11 protein-coding genes are annotated in these 16888 nt (G+C 67.8%); 7 read left to right on the top strand and 4 right to left on the bottom strand.

The window, feature by feature from the left end:
- Nucleotides 1-80: 80 nt before the first annotated feature.
- The 5 genes from J2S75_RS18590 (at nucleotide 81) to J2S75_RS18570 (ending at nucleotide 7694) form a co-directional block, all read left to right on the top strand.
- Complete coding sequence (locus J2S75_RS18590) at nucleotides 81-794, top strand: GntR family transcriptional regulator (RefSeq protein ID WP_307022104.1); 714 nt, start codon at nucleotides 81-83, stop codon at nucleotides 792-794.
- Nucleotides 791-1852 carry an Ldh family oxidoreductase gene (locus J2S75_RS18585; protein ID WP_307022103.1) on the top strand — a complete coding sequence of 354 codons (1062 nt, stop codon included), beginning with the start codon at nucleotides 791-793 and terminating at the stop codon, nucleotides 1850-1852. Before J2S75_RS18590 ends, J2S75_RS18585 begins: the two co-directional genes overlap by 4 nt.
- 87 nt (nucleotides 1853-1939) lie before the next feature.
- Nucleotides 1940-3934, top strand: a complete 1995-nt coding sequence (locus tag J2S75_RS18580; RefSeq protein ID WP_307022101.1) for a sensor histidine kinase — start codon at nucleotides 1940-1942, stop codon at nucleotides 3932-3934.
- Nucleotides 3871-4551 carry a response regulator transcription factor gene (locus J2S75_RS18575; RefSeq protein ID WP_307022099.1) on the top strand — a complete coding sequence of 227 codons (681 nt, stop codon included), beginning with the start codon at nucleotides 3871-3873 and terminating at the stop codon, nucleotides 4549-4551. The genes J2S75_RS18580 and J2S75_RS18575 overlap by 64 nt, the downstream gene beginning before the upstream one ends.
- A 119-nt stretch (nucleotides 4552-4670) precedes the next feature.
- Nucleotides 4671-7694: an autotransporter outer membrane beta-barrel domain-containing protein gene (locus J2S75_RS18570; protein ID WP_307022097.1), complete on the top strand. Its 3024-nt coding sequence runs from the start codon at nucleotides 4671-4673 to the stop codon at nucleotides 7692-7694.
- 135 nt (nucleotides 7695-7829) lie between these two features.
- On the opposite strand, the gene J2S75_RS18565 is transcribed toward J2S75_RS18570, so the two are convergent.
- The 4 genes from J2S75_RS18565 to J2S75_RS18550 all read right to left on the bottom strand — a co-directional run bounded on the left by J2S75_RS18565 (nucleotide 7830) and on the right by J2S75_RS18550 (nucleotide 13352).
- Nucleotides 7830-8993 carry an osmoprotectant NAGGN system M42 family peptidase gene (locus J2S75_RS18565; RefSeq protein ID WP_307022095.1) on the bottom strand — a complete coding sequence of 388 codons (1164 nt, stop codon included), beginning with the start codon at nucleotides 8991-8993 and terminating at the stop codon, nucleotides 7830-7832.
- Nucleotides 8990-10681 carry an N-acetylglutaminylglutamine synthetase gene (ngg, locus tag J2S75_RS18560; protein ID WP_307022093.1) on the bottom strand — a complete coding sequence of 564 codons (1692 nt, stop codon included), beginning with the start codon at nucleotides 10679-10681 and terminating at the stop codon, nucleotides 8990-8992. The genes J2S75_RS18565 and ngg overlap by 4 nt, the downstream gene beginning before the upstream one ends.
- A gap of 16 nt (nucleotides 10682-10697) precedes the next feature.
- Nucleotides 10698-12473, bottom strand: coding sequence for an N-acetylglutaminylglutamine amidotransferase (locus J2S75_RS18555; protein WP_307022091.1), 1776 nt, complete (start codon nucleotides 12471-12473; stop codon nucleotides 10698-10700).
- 186 nt (nucleotides 12474-12659) lie between these two features.
- Nucleotides 12660-13352 (bottom strand): TetR/AcrR family transcriptional regulator, encoded by a 693-nt coding sequence (locus J2S75_RS18550; RefSeq protein WP_307022088.1) that lies wholly within the window; start codon nucleotides 13350-13352, stop codon nucleotides 12660-12662.
- Between the two features lie 81 nt (nucleotides 13353-13433).
- Here J2S75_RS18550 and J2S75_RS18545 point away from each other — a divergent pair, with 81 nt between their 5' ends.
- Together J2S75_RS18545 and J2S75_RS18540 are read left to right on the top strand one after the other, a co-directional pair.
- Nucleotides 13434-14174: an SDR family NAD(P)-dependent oxidoreductase gene (locus tag J2S75_RS18545; RefSeq protein ID WP_307022086.1), complete on the top strand. Its 741-nt coding sequence runs from the start codon at nucleotides 13434-13436 to the stop codon at nucleotides 14172-14174.
- 251 nt (nucleotides 14175-14425) lie between these two features.
- Nucleotides 14426-16816, top strand: a complete 2391-nt coding sequence (locus J2S75_RS18540; protein ID WP_307022084.1) for a glycosyltransferase — start codon at nucleotides 14426-14428, stop codon at nucleotides 16814-16816.
- The last annotated feature ends 72 nt before the right edge of the window (nucleotides 16817-16888 follow it).

Raw genomic sequence — 16888 nt, 5'->3', positions numbered from 1 at the left:
TCTTTTTTGTGATCGTAGATTTTATAAATTATATCCGTCAATATGCCTGACGTGATTATTCGGGGCGCGACCGAAGGTAAATGAACCCGCTTCTCAAGCATCGGACCCTGTCGGCGGCGATCCTGGATCAGCTCCGCCGCGCCATATTGGATGGCACCTATCCCGCCGGCGCCCAGCTGCGGCAGGACGCGCTGGCCGCAACCTTCAATGTGAGCCGGATTCCCATTCGCGAGGCGCTGTTCCAGCTCGATGCGGAGGGGCTGGTGCGGATCGTGCCGCAGAAGGGCGCGATCGTTTCCGAACTCTCGGCCGATGAGATCAACGACGTGTTCGGCCTGCGCATGCTGCTGGAACCCCGCCTGCTCGCCCGCTCCATCCCTCATCTGGACACCGGGGACTTCGCCCGCTTCGACGACATGCAGCAGCAGATGGTCGCGGCCACCGCGGCGCAGGATCTCAGCCGCTGGGGCCAGCTGAACGCGGAGTTCCACATGGCGCTCTATGGCCATGCCGGCCAGCCCCGTTCCCTTTCCATTGTCCACTCGCTGCTGCAGTCGAGCGACCGCTACACGCGGGTGCAACTCAGCGACACCGCGGGGTCCGGCATGGCCGGCATGCAGCGCGCGTTCGAGGAACATGCCACGCTGATCGACCTCAGCCGCGCGGGGGAGACGGCGCGCGCCTGCGTCTTCCTCGAAGAACACATCCGCACCGTGCATGACGACCTGCTGCGGGCGCTCGAAAGGGGCGCGCGGGAAGCGGCCCGTCTCCAGGAAGCGGGAGCCGCCTCATGAACGCGCCGGGCACGGGAAACGCGCTGGTCACGCTGAGCCTTGCCGAGCTCCATGCGCTCGCCCGCGACACGCTGCGGGCCGCCGGGCTCGGCGTCGCGCATGCGGAAGCGATCGCCCGCTCCATCACCCGCGCCCAGGCGGATGAATGCCATTCGCACGGGCTTTACCGGCTGCTCGGCTATGTCGACAGCGTGCGCAGCGGCAAGGCCGAGCGCGAGGCGCTGCCCGTGCTCACCCGCACGACGCCGGTCATTCTCAACGTCGATGCGCGCCGCGGCTTCGCCCCGCTCGCCATCGAGGCCGGCGTGCCGGCGCTGATCGAGGCGGCGCAGACCTATGGCATCGCCGCGCTGGCGATCCATGACTGCTACCATTTCTCCGCCCTGTGGGCGGATATCGAGCCCGCTGTGGAGGCGGGGTTGGCGGCCTGGTGTTTCACCATCGGCCAGTGCTGCGTCGCGCCGGCGGGCGGCACGACGCCCTTGCTGGGCACCAATCCGATCGCCTTCGGCTGGCCCGGGCCGGCGGGGCGGCCCTTCATTTTCGATTTCGCCACAAGTGCCGCCGCGCGCGGCGAAGTTGAACTCAAGCGCCGCGCGGGCGAGCCTCTGCCCGAGGGCTGGGCGGTGGGACCGGACGGCGCCCCGACCACCGACCCGGCCGCCGCGCTCTCCGGCGCCCTGCTCCCCTTCGGCGGACACAAAGGCTCGGCCCTCTCGCTCATGGTGGAACTGATCGCCGGCCCGCTGATCGGCGATCTCACCAGCCGCCAGGCCAAGGCGGTGGAGAATGGCGATGCCGGCCCGCCGCTCGGCGGGGAATTGTTCATCGCCATGGACCCCGCCATGTTCGGCCGCGACACGCTGAGCCAGCGCCTTGACGACGCCGACGCGCTTTTCGCCCTCGCCAAAGCCCAGCCGGGGGTCAGGCTTCCGGCCGAGCGCCGCTACGCCGCCCGCGCCCGCAGCCGTGAGGGCGTGCAGATTCCTTCCCGTCTTCTCGCCGAGATCCACGCCCTGACACAAGGCGACACCGAGGGAGAGCGCACACGCCGCTAGCGAACGGAGGGGTCCCTGGTCTATCTGGGACCGCTTATCTCAGGACGGGTGCCGCGCCGATTGCGGGCCGAAGACGGGCGGAGCGGCATGCAGCAGCCGGCAGGGGATGAGACGCCACAGGCCGCCGGGCGGGCGCGGGCGCGCATCTCCGACAACCGCAGCAGCCCGCTTTCCGCGGTCGCCCGCCTGCTCATCCTGCTGCTCCTCGTCGGCGGCGGCGGCGCCATCGCCTGGACGGCGACAATTCCCTCGCAGGACCATGTGATCGCCCGCGCCATGTTTGAGGACCGCGACGGCACCATGACCATCGACGAGGTGAGCGGTGCCGCCTTCACGCCCGTCGCGCCCATTCTCACGCGCGGCTATACGCCCTCCGCGACCTGGCTGCGGCTGACCGTCGGGCCGGCCGATGGCGGGCCGCTGGTGCTGCGCATCCGCCCGACCTATCTCGATCGGGTCGCCCTGTTCGAACCCGTGCCCGGCCGGCAAGGCGTCTGGCGCGAATATGTCACCGGCGACCGCACCCCGTTTCTCGAACGTGAGATGCCCTCGGTCACGCTCGGCTTCACCATCTGGCCGAGCGGGCCGGAGACGACCTATTATCTGCGCCTCACCACCACGAGCACCTCGCTGATGCACGCCGAGGCGCTCGTGCCGCAAGTGGCGGCGCTGCGCGACCTGCATATCCATGTCAGCCAGATCTTCATCCTGGCGCTGCTGCTGTTCATCCTGTTCTGGACCGCCAGCGACTTCGCCCTCAACCACGACATCGTGGTGGGCTGCTTCGCGGTCAACCAGCTGTTTTTCATCAGCTATAACGTGCTGATTATGGGCTATGGCGCCCTGATCTTTCCCAACGCGCCGGCGGGCTTCGTCGACATGCTCACCAGCGTCGCGATCATCGCCACGCCGCTGTTCTCGCTGCTGACCAACCGCCTGCTGCTGCGCCAGTTCGACCTGATGCCTCTGGCGCGCTGGGGCATCGACACGCTGCTGCTGGCCTTGGTCGTCGCCTTCGGCCTGCTGGCGGCGGGCGCCACCCAGCAGGCGCTGAAGCTGAACGCCGTGGTGGTGGCGCTCATCGTGCTGCTGCTGCCGCTGATGGCGTTCGGCACGCGCCGCGAGGCGCCGCCCGGCCGGCGGGTGCTGCGCATCTTCTATGTCATCCAGGCGGTGGCGCTCCTGCTCACCATGCTGCCGATCCTCGGCGTGGTGCCCGCCTCTGCCTGGAACCTCGACGCCAACATCATCCACGGGCTGCTGTCCGACCTGCCCATGTTCGTGCTGCTGGCCCTGCGCTCGCGGGAAGCGCGCGAGCGCGGCATCGAAGCACAGCTGGCGCTCGATCTCACGCGCGGCCAGCTGGAACTGCAGCGGGCGCAGTTCGAGATGCAGAACCGGTTCATGGCGATGCTTACCCATGAATTGCGCACGCCGCTTTCCGTCATCCGCCTCTGCGTCGACACGGCGAAGGTGGCGGGCGAGCCGCGCCGGCTGATCGAGGCCGCCTTCGGCAATATGCAAGGCATCATCGACCGCTGCAGCTTCGCCGACCGCATGGAGCAGAAGGGCCTCGACGTGGTGCGAGCGCCGGTGGATGTCGCGGCGGCGCTGCGGGCGGCGGTGGCGGCGAGTTCCGAGGCCGGGCGGGTGGCCCTGCATGTCGGGGCGCTGCCCGCCGTCACCTCCGACGCCCGGCTCATCGCCACGGTGCTGCACAATCTCATCGACAATGCGCTGAAATACTCGCCGGAGGGCTCGACCGTGGAGGTGACGGCCGCGGCGGAGCCGGGCGAGGCCGGCCCCGGCGTGCGGATCACGGTCGAAAACGAGTGCGGGCGCACGGGCGTGCCCGATCCGACGCAGCTGTTCGAGAAATTCTATCGCGGCCCACACGCACGTACCAAGAGCGGTTCCGGCCTGGGACTTTACATCGTTCACGGAATCGTGGACCTACTTGATGGTTTGATTACATACGAATTCATCGAGGGAAGAGCGCGCTTCAGCGTCTGGTTGCCATGCTCAGCATTGCCGTCGTCGAAGACAATGACGATCTGCGAACGGCCATCGTCAACGCCCTGAAGGGCGAGGGCCACCATGTGGTCGGTTTCGACTGCGCCGAAGCCATCGCCGAACAGGGGCAGGCGCTGCGCATCGACCTCGTCGTGGTTGATCTCAACCTTCCCGGAGAGGATGGGCTGAGCCTCACCCGGAGGCTGCGCGTCACCAACCCTGATATCGGCATCATCATGATGACCGCCCGTACCCGCAGCGACGACAAGCGGATCGGCTATGAAAGCGGCGCGGATATCTATCTGCCGAAGCCGGTCTCGCTGGAGGAGCTGACCGCCGCCATTCTGGCGCTGTCGCGGCGCCTGCGCCCGGCCGCGCCGGCGCCGACGGGGCTTGTGCTTGACACGGTGCGGCTCACGCTGGTGGGACCAAAGGGCACAATCGGCCTTTCCGCCCCGGAGGCCGCGCTGCTCGCGGCCTTCGCCCGGGCGCAGGACCACCGGCTGGAGACCTGGCAGATCATCGTCGTGCTCGAACAGGGCGACCGCGCGCCGAACCGCAACGCCCTCACCGTGACCATGTCCCGCCTCTCCGCCAAGATGCGGCAATGCGGTGGAGGCGCGCATCCGCTGCGCGCCATCCGCAATTGGGGCTACCAGTTCTGCGAGCCGATCATCTTGACCTGAGCGGCACTTCGTCGACGGAACAACCCTCCAATACCTCCGGTAAGCTTCTGTAATCATTCGATTTCCGGCTTCGCTACCTTGCCGCCCCAGGTTGAGGGCTGGATGGGAATCGAAGGGCTATGGGGAAGCTTGAACGCCGGGTGAGCCGCAGGCGCGCCGTCGGGAGAATCGCGGCCGGTGGCGCGCTCGTCGCCGCCTTCTCGGGCCTCAGCCCGCAAGCGCGGGCGGACTGCGTGCGCGACGGCACGGTGGTGGCCTGCGCGACGGCCTCGCCGGCCGGCTATGAAGAGATCGTCACCAGCGGCCGCACCGACCGCACGGTGAATGTCGCCGCCGATGTCGCCGACGGCATCGAGATCCAGCTCCTGCAGGGCGGGGATATCGATTTCCACCAGAAATCCGGCACCATCACCAACATTTACGGCGACAGCGTCTATCTCAAGACCACCGATGGCAAGGTCAGCGGCACCTTCAGCAACATGTCCACCAAGGATAACGCGCTGGAGATCGTGGCGTCGGAAATCGACGTCACCGTCAAAGGCTCGATCACCGGCACGGGCTTCGCCTCCTCCGGCGTTATCTTCAACGATGTCGGCTCGGTGAAGATCACCAATTCGGGCGGAGACAGCAACGCCATCAGCGGAAACTCGGCCGGGCTGAATGTCTGGCAGGCCGACAGCTTCACGCTCGTCAACGAAAACGGCAGCAAGATCACCGGCACGACCAAGAGCAGCGGCGGCGTCTTCGCCAACGACGTCTCCGGCGATATCTGGGTCTCGAACGACGCCAGCTCGATCACCGGCTCAACCGCCTTCGGCGCCTGGTTCAGCGGAGGCGACCTGACCATCGAGAACGGCAGCGGCACGATCTCGGGCACGAATTACGGCATCGATGTCTATGATCTCGGCGGAAGCGCCAAGGTCAGCAATGGCAGCGGCACCCTTGCCGGCGTCAGCTCCAGCGGCGCCTCCTTCGTCACCATTGGCGGCGATGTGGAGGTGAAGAACGGCACGGGCGGAAAGATCACCAGCTCGAAGGATTATGCCCTGCTCGCCTATCTCGTCGAGGGCGACACGCTGATCGAGAACAGCGGCGGCCTCATCGCCTCGGCCAAGGTCGGCATCTATGCCGACGGCGCGAGCGTGACCATCATCAACCGTCCCGGTCTCGACGCCGAGGAGGTCGAGCAGTTCGGCTTCATCACCGGCGGCATCGTCATCGACAGCGGGGCTTACTCGGCAAAGGACGACACGGGCGGCGCCACGCTGACCAACGAGGCCGGCGGCATCATCATCAGCCAGGCGCTGCCGGTGCTGGACGGCGAGATCACCCGCGAGCAGATCGCCGCCGCTTCGGCCGTGACGGTGGTGAAGGCCACGGGTGGGCGGATCGAGATCGCCAATGACGGCATTCTCATCGGCCGCGTCCAGCTTACCAAGTCGGACGACGTGTTCGAGAATACCGGCGGTTGGGCGGTCAGCGGCGTCAACGATTTCGGCTCCGGCCAGGACGCGCTGACCAATAAGGGCACCCTCTACGCGGCGGCCCTCGCCGACACCGCCGAGACCACCCGCTTCGACGGGCTGGAAACCTTCACCAACCACAGCATCTTCAGCCTTGCCGATGGCGGGGCCGGCGACATGGCGGTGTTCGCGGGCGATGTCGCCTTCGCCAAGGGCGCGACCTACATCATCGATGTTGACCTCGCCGGGCAGGCGGACCTCATCACCGCCGAAGGCAAGGCGACGATCGATTCCGGCGCCGCAATCCGGCTGCGCGCCGTGGATGACATCGCTTTCGGCACCGACTACCGCGTGCTCAGCGCCGCCGGCGGGGTAACCGGCAATTTCGGCGAGGTCGACGGCGAGGTCGACGGCGAGGTCGAGGTCTCAGCCTTTGTCGGCCTTACCTCGATCAATACCGGTTACGACCTCTATGTCCGCTACGATCAGGTGCGCGACTTCACCGCCGCCGCCGCGACGCGCGACCAGTTCGCCGTGGCGAGCGCGCTCGACACGCTGCCGGGCAAGGGGCCGACGGGCACCCTGCGCAACGCGCTGGCATTCCTTCCCACCGACGCGCAGGCGCGGGGCGCCTTCGACCAGCTCGCGGGCGAGGTGTATGCCTCCTCGCAGAGCCTGTTCGTGCAGCAGAGCAGCCTGATCCGCAACGCATTGATCGACCGGATGCGGGCGGCGCAGGGGGCGGTGGGCGCCTCCGCCGCGCCGGTGCTGGGCTATGCGCCGGCACCGGGCAGCAGCCCCGCTGCTCGGGCCATCGACGACGGGCTCGCCACCAAGGCCGCGCCGCTCGCGGCGACCACACCCGAACGGGCCCTGTGGGTGACCGGCTTCGGCTCCTGGACCGATTTCGACGGCAGCGCCAACGCCGCCGGCTTCAACGGCTCGACGGGCGGCTTCCTCATGGGCGGGGATGCCGGGTTTGACGGCGGCTGGCGGCTCGGCGTGGCGGGCGGTTACAGCGCCACCTCGTTCAGCGGCCAGGGCGCGTCCGGCGACAGCGACAACTGGCATATCGGCGCCTATGGCGGCAATCAGTGGGGCGCGCTCGCCCTGCGCGCCGGGCTTGCCTATACGTGGCAGGACGTGTCGACCTCCCGGTCGGTCGCCTTCCCCGGCTTCACCGACAGCCTCAGCGCCGATTACCACGCCGGCCTGTTCCAGGCCTTCGGCGAGCTCGGCTACCGGCTGGACACCGCCTTCGCCGCCTTCGAGCCCTTCGCCAACCTCGCTTATGTCAGCCTCGACACCGACAGCTCGGGCGAGTGGGGCGGGGCGGCGGCGCTCGCGACCCGCGGCAACGACATGGAAACCAGCTTCACCACGCTCGGCCTCAGGGCCGAGAGGGACGTGGTGCTCGGCAGCTTCGCGACCACGCTGCGGGCCTCGGCCGGCTGGCGCCATGCCTTTGGCGACATCACCCCGGTGGCGACGCAGGCGTTCCTCGGCTCGGCTTCGTTCGACACGACAGGCGTCGCCATCGCCGAAGATGCCGCCGTGGTGGAAGCCGGGCTCGATGTGCATGTCGGCGCCAGCGCCACGCTCGGTGTCGCCTATACCGGCCAATATGGCGGCGGCGTCACCGAGAATGGCTTCAATGCCAGTTTCAAGCTGAGCTTCTGACGCTCTCGCCTATCCCGGCGGATGCGGGTCCGCCGGTCTTCGCGGGGCCGACGCTCACAAGGCGCCGGCCCCCGCGGAGGGCCCCGGGTCGCACGGGCGGTGCGCCCCGGGGATGACTTTTCCGGCTCCCGGCGTCTATTCCTCAAGGTCCTCGCTCTCGACATCGGAGGACAGTTCCTGCACCGCCTCGCGCGTCGGCTGGCGGGTGAAGCCCTTGAGGTCGGCCGTCGGCTGGAAGTCGCGGGTGATCTCCACCGGGCTGACGACATAGGCGGTCACCAGTTCCGCCAGCGAGCGCAGCGCGTGCATGTGGATGCGCTCATAGCCGTGGGAAGCATCGACGCCGAAGGTGATGAGCGCGGTGCGCACATCCGCCCCGGCGACCACGGCGCTGGCCGAATCCGAGCGGTAGAAGCGGAACACGTCCTTCTGGTAGCGAATGTCGTTGGCGCGGCACAGTTCCACCAGCTTGCGGGTGAGGTGGTAGTCGAACGGCCCGCTCTCATCCGCCATGGAAATCGTGACGCCGAACTCGTCGGAATTCTGCCCGGGCGCCGTGGTGCCGTTGTCGATCACGACAAGCGAGGCGACATCGGCGGTGAGCACGGCGGAGGCGCCGACCCCCACTTCCTCGGCGATCGAAAACAGCCAGTGAATATCGACCGGCGTTTCCGCCTTCGCCTCGTGCAGCGCCCGGATCGCCGCCAGCATCACCGCCACCCCGGCCTTGTCGTCGAGATGGCGCGAGACGATGAAGCCGCTGTCGAGGAACTCCGGCTGCGGGTCTATGGCGATGATGTCGCCGATCTCGAAGCCGAGATGATGCAGATCCGCCGCGTTGCGCGCCCGCGCATCGACCCGCATTTCCACATGCTCCCAGCCCACCGGCAGATGGTCCACCTCGTGGTTGAAGGTGTGGCCGGAAGCCTTCAGCGGCAGGATCGTGCCGCTATAGCTGCCCTTCTCGGTGAACACCGTGCCGCGCGCGCCTTCGGCGAAACGTGCCGACCAGGTGCCGATGGGCACGAGCGACAAACGCCCGTTCTCCTTCAGCGCCTTCACCTGGGCGCCGAGCGTGTCGACATGCGCCACCAGCGCCCGCGCGCCCAGCGGCGTGCCGCCGGGGCGGACGGCACGGATGGCACCGCGCCGGGTGAGTTCCACCTTCAGGTCGAAATGGGCGAGTTCCTTGGCGACGAAGCGGACGATGGTGTCGGTGTAGCCGGTGGGGCTGGGGATGGCGAGCAGCCGGCGCAGCAGCTTGGCGAGATAGTCCGCATCGATGGTCAGCCGCGTCATGCCTCCGCCCTCCCCTGCGGCGCGTCCATGGCGTGGCGCGCGCCGGCAGGAATGGCGAGGGGGAACAAGAGGTCGATGAAGCGCTCGGCGGTGGGCTGCGGTTCGTGGTTGGCGAGCCCCGGACGTTCATTGGCCTCGATGAAGGCATAGTCCGGCCCGGTGGGCGATTTGACCATCAGATCGACGCCGACCACGGGAATGTCGATCGCCCGCGCCACCTTGATGGCGGCGTCCACCAGGGCGGGATGCACCATGTCGGTGATGTCATGGATGGTGCCGCCCGTGTGCAGATTGGCGGTGCGCCGAACCTTCAGTTCCTGGCCGGCGGGCAGGACGGTCTCCATGGAGACACCGGCATCGCGCACCGTGCGCTCCGTCTCCCCGTCGCAGGGAATGCGCGATTCCCCGGAGGTGGCGGCGGCGCGCCGGCGGCTCTGCACCTCGATCAGCGCGCGCACCGTGCTGCGCCCGTCGCCGATCACCGTCGCCGGGCGGCGGATAGCGGCGGCGACCACGCGGTAATTGATGACGACGAGCCGCACATCCTCGCCCTCCACGCATTCCTCGACCAGCACCTCGCTGGCGAATGTGCGCGCCTCGGCGATGGCGGCGTCCAGCTCGTCCAGCGAAGCCACCCCAACGCTGACGCCCTGCCCCTGCTCGCCGCGCGCCGGCTTCACCACCAGGCGCCCATGCCGCTTGAGAAAGGCGGCGATCTCGTCCATCGGCGCGCTGGTGGTGAGTTGGGCGGGCACCCGCACGCCCGCCTCGGCGACGATGCGGCGGGTGATGCTCTTGTCGTCGCAGATCGACATCGCCACCGCCGAGGTCAGTTCCGACAGGCTCTCGCGGCAGCGCACGGTGCGGGCGCCGAAGGCCAGCCGGAAGAAGCCGCCCGCAGGGTCGATCGGCTCGACCAGAATGCCCCGGCGGCGGGCCTCATTGATGATGATCTGGGCATAGGGATTATAGCCCTCACCCTGCTCGGGCCCCGCGAACAGCTTCTCATTGATCGGGTTCTTGCGCTTTACGGTGAAGAAGGTGACGCGCTCGAAACCGAGCTTCTCGTAGAGGGCGATGGCCTGCGCGTTGTCGTGCATGACGGAGAGGTCGAGAAAGGCCGCGCCCTGCTGTGCGAAGCGCTCGGCGAGGCAGCGCACCAGCGCCTCGCCAATGCCGGGCTGGCGCGCCTGCGGATCGACCGCGAGGCACCACAGCGAGGCGCCGCGCTCCGGATCGTCGAAGGCGAGGCGGTGATCGACGCCGGTGACCGTACCGACGATGCGCCCGGTCGCCTCATCCTCGGCCACGAGATAGGTGAGCGGATCAGGCGCGCGCGGCGACTGGAAGAACTCCAGCGGCACCGTCACCATGCCGCGCGAGGCATAGATGCGGTTGATGGCGTCCGCATCCGCCCCCGTTTCCAGCGGGCGGACGCGAAAGCCCGCCGGCGGCCGCTCGCAAGGCTGGTAGCGGGCGAGATCCAGCCGGAAGGTGTGCGAGGGATCGAGGAACACTTCCTGCGGCGCGTGCGAGAGCAGCACATGCGGCTCCTCGACATAGACGGCGATGTCGCGCCGGTCCGGGCCCTCCTCGCGCAGCGTGTCCACGAGATCGGGCAGGCTGTCGAAGGTCTGGCCGAAGATCAGCCGGCCCCAGCCGACATTGAGAGCGCAATTGCGTGTCATGTCGCGTCCCTCCCGCTCAGACGCCGTGCGACTGGAGCCACATCTCCAGCAGCGCCACCTGCCAGAGCTCCGAGCCGCGCAGCGGCGTGATGTGGGAGACGGGATCGGCGAACAGCGTGTCGAGATAGTCCTGCCGGAACAGCCCCCGTTCGCGCGCCGCCTGCGAGCCCAGCACGTCGCGCACCATGTCGAGATAGGGGCCGGAGATGTATTTGAGCTGCGGCACCGGGAAATAGCCCTTGGGCCGGTCGATCACCTCGTGCGGCACGACGAGCCGGGCGGCCTCCTTCAGTACGCCTTTGCCGCCCTGCGCCAACTTGAACTCCGGCGGGATGGTGGCGGCGAGTTCCACCAGCTCATGGTCGAGGAAGGGCACGCGCGCTTCCAGCCCCCAGGCCATGGTCATGTTGTCGACCCGCTTCACCGGATCGTCCACCAGCATCACCTGCGAATCCAGCCGCAGCGCCCGGTCCACCGGGGTCGCCGCGCCCTCCGCCAGCAGATGGGCGGCGACGAGGTTGCGGCTGACATCGCTGTCCGCCAGCCATTGCGGGCCGAGCTGACGGGCGAGCGTGGCCTGGTCGCGATCGAAGAAGCCGCGCGCATAATCGGCCACCACGTCGTTACTGTCGGCGAGCGGGGGATACCAGTGATAGCCGGCAAAGACCTCGTCCGCACCCTGGCCGGACTGCACCACCTTGATCGACTTCGAGACCTCGCGGGAGAGCAGGTAGAAGCCGATATTGTCATAGGACACCATCGGCTCGGACATGGCGTGGATGGTGTCGGGCAGCGCCCCCATCAGATCGGAGGACGGCACGAAGATCTTGTGGTGGTTGGCGCCGAAGTGCTCCGCGATCAGGTCGGAATAGACGAACTCGTCGCCCTTCTCGCCATTCGCCTCCTCGAAGCCGATGGAATAGGTGGCGAGATCGCGCTGGCCCTCCTGCGCCAGCAGGCCGACGATGATCGAGGAATCCACACCGCCGGACAGCAGCACGCCCACCGGCACATCCGCCACCATGCGCCGGCGCACGGCGGTGCGCAGCGCGTCCAGCACCCGGTCGCGCCAGTCATTGGCGGAGAGGGCGGCATCCTCCGGCCGGCGTTCATAGGGCGGGCGCCAATAGACGCGCTCGGTGAAGGACCCGTCCGGTGCATAGCGGCGCACCGTCGCCGGCGGCAGCTTGCGCACGCCCTTGAGAATGGTGCGCGGCGGCGGCACCACGGCGTGGAAGCTCATGTAATTGTGCAGGGCGTCGCGGTCGATCGAGGTATCGACATCCCCCGCCGCCAGCAGCGCCGGCAGGCTGGAGGCGAAGCGCAGACGCTTGTTTCGTTCCGTATAGTAGAGCGGCTTGATGCCGAAACGGTCGCGCGCCAGCACCACCGCCCCGCTGTCGCGCTCGGCGATGGCGAAAGCGAACATGCCGTGGAAGCGCTCGACGCAGGCCTCGCCCCAGGCGTGATAGGCCTTGAGGATGACCTCGGTATCGCCCTGCGAGAAGAAGCGGTAGCCCTTGGCTTCCAGCGCGGCGCGGAGCTCGGGGTAATTGTAGATGCAGCCATTGAAGGTCAGGGTCAGCCCGAGTTCGGGGTCGACCATGGGCTGCGCCGCTTTGTCAGAGAGATCGATGATGCGCAGGCGGCGATGGCCGAAGGCGACAGGCCCCCGCGCTTCCAGCCCGGCCCCGTCAGGTCCGCGCGGCGCGAGCACATCCATCATGGACGCAATGGCGCGCGCATCCGCGAAGGATCCATCAAAGCGAACGTCTCCGGCAATTCCACACATACGGCTCTCGGTCTCCTGTGGCTGGGGCATCGGCCCGGGAGCGGTGGCATCGTCCCGATCCGACCTACTCCGATAGGGATAAGCACCGGGCGCGCGTTTCGTTTCATCGCCGCCGCCGGCTTTCGAGCCGAAGGCGCGCTGTTGCCACGTCGTTGCGCGGCTAAGAAACAGGCTGGGAGAGGTCGATCAGAGCGCCGCCCCGGCGGGAGCGGCCTCGGCCTCACACGCTTGCCGGATGCGGGCCTCGACGCCCTGGAGCGCGACCTCGGCCACCGCTTCCAGCTCCGCCCGGCCGACGCCGTCACGGGCGAGAAGCGACATGCCGCCCTGCACGGTCTGGATGAAGCGGGCGAGGGAATGGCCATCGAGGCCGGCGGGCAGTTCGCCTTCCGCAACGCCACGCGCCAGCCGCGCGGTGAGCCGTTCCAGCGTGGTTCCGCGGGCGGTGCGCAGACGGTCGCAGAGAGCGGGATGCGCCTCGCCATCCACCGCCGCGAGCGCCACCATGCAGCCATGGGGAATGTCGGCGCGACAGCCGGTCAACGCCGCAGCGGAATCGAACAGCAGCGCCGCGATCGCCTCGCGCGCCGTCGGTGCGGCCGTGAAGCCGGCCCAGACCAGCCCCTCATAGCTCTGCCCGTAATGGCCGAGCGCTTCGACATAAAGCGCTTCCTTGCAGCCGAAGGCGGCATAGAGGCTGGGCGCGCCGATGCCCATGGCGGCGGTGAGATCGGCGACGGAGGTCGCCTCATAACCCTTGGTCCAGAACAGCCGCATGGCCTGCGCCAGAGCCGCCTCCCGATCGAAGGCGCGCGGGCGCCCCCGGCTGCGGGCCGGGCCGGCGGGACTGTTCGGGGCGGGGCCGTCTGAATTCTGCATCGTTCGATATATAAAGGCTTGACCGCCCCGATCAATCGCTTTAGCCATTTATGTATCAATCACTATATAAATGGATCGATCATGAGTGAACTCGCAGGAAAGCGCGCCTTGGTGACGGGCGCTTCGCGTGGCATCGGCGCGGCCATCGCCCTGGCACTGGCGGAAAAGGGCGCGGATGTCGCGCTCACCTATGAGCGCTCGGCCGAGCGTGCGGGAGACGTGGTCCGGAGCATCGAGGCACTGGGGCGGCGGGGTCTGGCGATCCAGGCCGACAGCGCCGATCCGGCGGCGGTGAAGCGCTCGGTCGACGAGGCGGTGGCGGGGCTTGGCGGTCTCGACATTCTCGTCAACAATGCCGGCATCGCCCGCCAAGGCCCGGTGGCCGAGATCAGCCTCGCCGATATCGACGCGCTCCTGAACGTGAACGTCCGCGCGGTAGTGCTGGCCTCGCAGGCGGCGATCCCGCATCTGAAGGCCGGCGGGCGCATCATCTCCATCGGCTCCTGCCTTGGCGAGCGCGTACCCTTCGGCGGCGTGACGGTCTATTCCATGACCAAATCGGCGCTGCTGTCCTTCACGCGCGGCCTCGCCCGCGAGCTCGGGCCGGCGGACATTACCGTCAACGTCGTCCAGCCCGGCGCGACCGATACCGACATGAACCCCGCCCATGGCGAGCAGGCGGACGGGATGCGGGCACTCACGCCGCTCGGTCGCTATGGCAGCCCGGCCGATATCGCAGCCGCGGTCGCCTTCCTCGCCAGCCCCGCGGCGCGGCAGATCAGCGGCACCGCCCTTACCGTGGATGGCGGCTTCAACGCCTGACCCCGCCATACGCCGACGCATGTAGGAGGCCGGCGGGAAGGCGGACCGCAAAGGCCCGGAACAGGTAGGGAGGCGGTGCGCGCATCGCCTCCCTTTCCCTATCACGCGACCGCTCGCGGGAGGGAAACAGGCGCCATCGGTTGACGACCGGAGGTGCGTGGCCTAGGAATTGCAGATTAGAATATTTCGCATTGTCGACACTCCGTCGCCTCGCCGATCTTTCTCTGCGCCCAAAAGGCTCATCTTGCGCAATGTCGATCGATGAATCTCGCGTCCGCTATTGGCTTCTCGGCGAGAATACGCAGAATTTCGGCGATTATATTTCTGAATACCTAACATCGCACCTCTTCTTTAACCATCGGCCCGGAACGTCCGGCATCCACATCATCGGCAGCGCGATCGACGACTTCTTTGTCCCGCCGCAAGCCGGGAGGGAACGCCCTGTCGTGTTCTGGGGATGCGGCGTGCGCGAACCCGGTGGTCTGTCGCGGGAAAACTGGCCATCGACCGAGATTCGCGCCGTGCGAGGGCCGCTGAGCGCCGCCGAACTCGAACTTGGCGCCGATGTGCCGCAAGGCGACCCGGCGTTTTTCCTTCCGGCACTTTACCGCCCGCGAAAACTGGACGCGCTGCGCGGAAAAACCCTTTGCATCCCGCATTTCCATGACACGCGCGACAATGAGGCCCTTCGCGCCGCCTCCGGCTGCGATGTGGTGGTGCGCCCCAACATCCCGCCCGGCGAGCAGGCGCTCACAGATGTCATCGACGCCATCTTCTCCGCCGATTTCGTCCTGGCTTCGGCCATGCATGCCTGCCTGGTCGCAGCGGCCTATCGGCGGCCTTTCGCCTTCTGGAGCGGAAAGAGCATCGACCTGCCGTTCAAATGGCGCGATGCGGCGCTGTCGCTCGACATTCCCTGTGTCTTCGCTTCCGATATCGGCGAGGGCCGGCGCCTTTATGCCGAGGCTATAGCGCCCGCGATCCGGCTGCCGGACATGCGGCCGAGCCTCATGCGCGCGCCGCTGCTGGTCCGGGCGTCGGGGCTCGTTGCGGTCCTGCGCTGGTACCGCGAAAATCCGCCCGCTGGCGGCGCCCCCGACCCCCTGGACGACGCCGAGGCCCTCGCCCGCTTCGCGACGGAGCAGCAGGCGCTGTTCGACAGCATCGTGACGGAATCGCTCCGCCGGCAGGAGCCGGCGCAAGTGCTTGAGCCCCCTCCCCCCCGCCCCACGCCCTTACTCAAGATGCTGTTCCAAGGTGACGGCACGCCGAGGCTGGGCCTGCGCCGCCTGCTGTTCCGCACCAGCGGCAAGCCGCGCCGCCTGTTCCATCGCTGGCTCATGCGCAACGGCGCTCCCCCCCGCTTTCTCCAGCCCTGGATGCAAAGCGAGGCTTACCGCGCCCTGCCCAAGGCCTTCGACATTCCTGCAGTCGCGGTGCCCCGCACCAGTGCTCTCCGCGTCCCGGACGGGGCGTCAGCCGTGCGCCCGGAACGCCCATACGCCGGAATCCCGATCGTCGAAGCTCGCCGCCGGGTGCTCCTCATCGATGGTGCCTATCCCACGCCCGATCGGGACTCCGGCTCCATCGACGCGGTCCATTTCGTGCGCATCTTCACGGAGCTCGGATACAGCGTCTATTTCAGTGCCACCGGCAGTTTCTGCTCCGGCGCGCTGAGCCCCGTTCAGAGAGCGGCCAGGGCGCAGCTCCAGCGTATGGGCGCGATCGTTGTGGACGATGTCTATGCGCGCGACCTCGAGGATCTCATCCACGCGAATGGCTTCCTGTTCGATCTCTTCTTTCTGTCCCGCGTGCATGCCGGCGGGCAATTCTACGAGACGATACGCGCGCACGCCCCAGACGCACGGATCCTCTTCAATGCGGTGGACCTGCATTTTGTGCGGGAAGGCCGGGAAGGCCGTCTCGAAGGCAACAGGAGCAAGATCGGCGCCGCACGCGCGACCCGCGAGAGGGAACTGCACCTTGTACGCCAGGCGGACGCAGCCCTGGTCGTCTCCGAGGACGAACTGACGCTGCTGCGCAGAGAAGCGCCGGAGGCCCGCGTGCACACCTTCCCGCTGATCCGCGACATTGCCGGCCGGAGCGCGGATTTTGCCGCGCGGCGCCATATCGGCTTCATCGGCGGCTATAAACACCAGCCCAACATCGACGCCGCCCACCACTTTCTCGAGGCGATCTGGCCCCGCATCCGCGGAGAACTGCCGGAGGCGCAGTTCCACCTGATGGGCGCCGACATGCCCGATTGCCTAAGCGCCCGGACGGATCCCGGCCTGGTGATCGTGGGTCACGTGCCGGATTTGCGCGTCGCCTTCGAGGACATGCGGCTGACCGTGGCGCCGCTGCGCTATGGCGCCGGCGCGAAGGGCAAGGTGCTGTCCAGCCTGACCCACGGCGTGCCCTGCATCTGCACCTCGATCGCCGCCGAAGGTATGCAGTTGGGGAGCGACGCAGGCATTCTGGTCGCCGACGCCCCCGAGGACTTCGCCGCGCTGGTGGTTCGCACCTATCGCGACGAGCCATTGTGGCAGCAGCTTTCGGCCGATGGACTGCGCCGCGTGGAGGAACATCACAGCTTCGCGGCCGGCCTCGCCCGCATGACCGCGATCACCAAAGGTCTCTAGCATCGGGGACTGAACCCGGCGGGGGCGCGGCGGGGGACGCGGCGCCACTCACCACACTCATCCCCGCCATGC

The organism is Ancylobacter polymorphus (genome assembly GCF_030813495.1).
Taxonomy (GTDB): domain Bacteria; phylum Pseudomonadota; class Alphaproteobacteria; order Rhizobiales; family Xanthobacteraceae; genus Ancylobacter; species Ancylobacter polymorphus.
The sequence above is the reverse complement of the archived record's forward strand: the minus strand, read 5'-3'. Positions and strand labels throughout refer to the sequence as shown.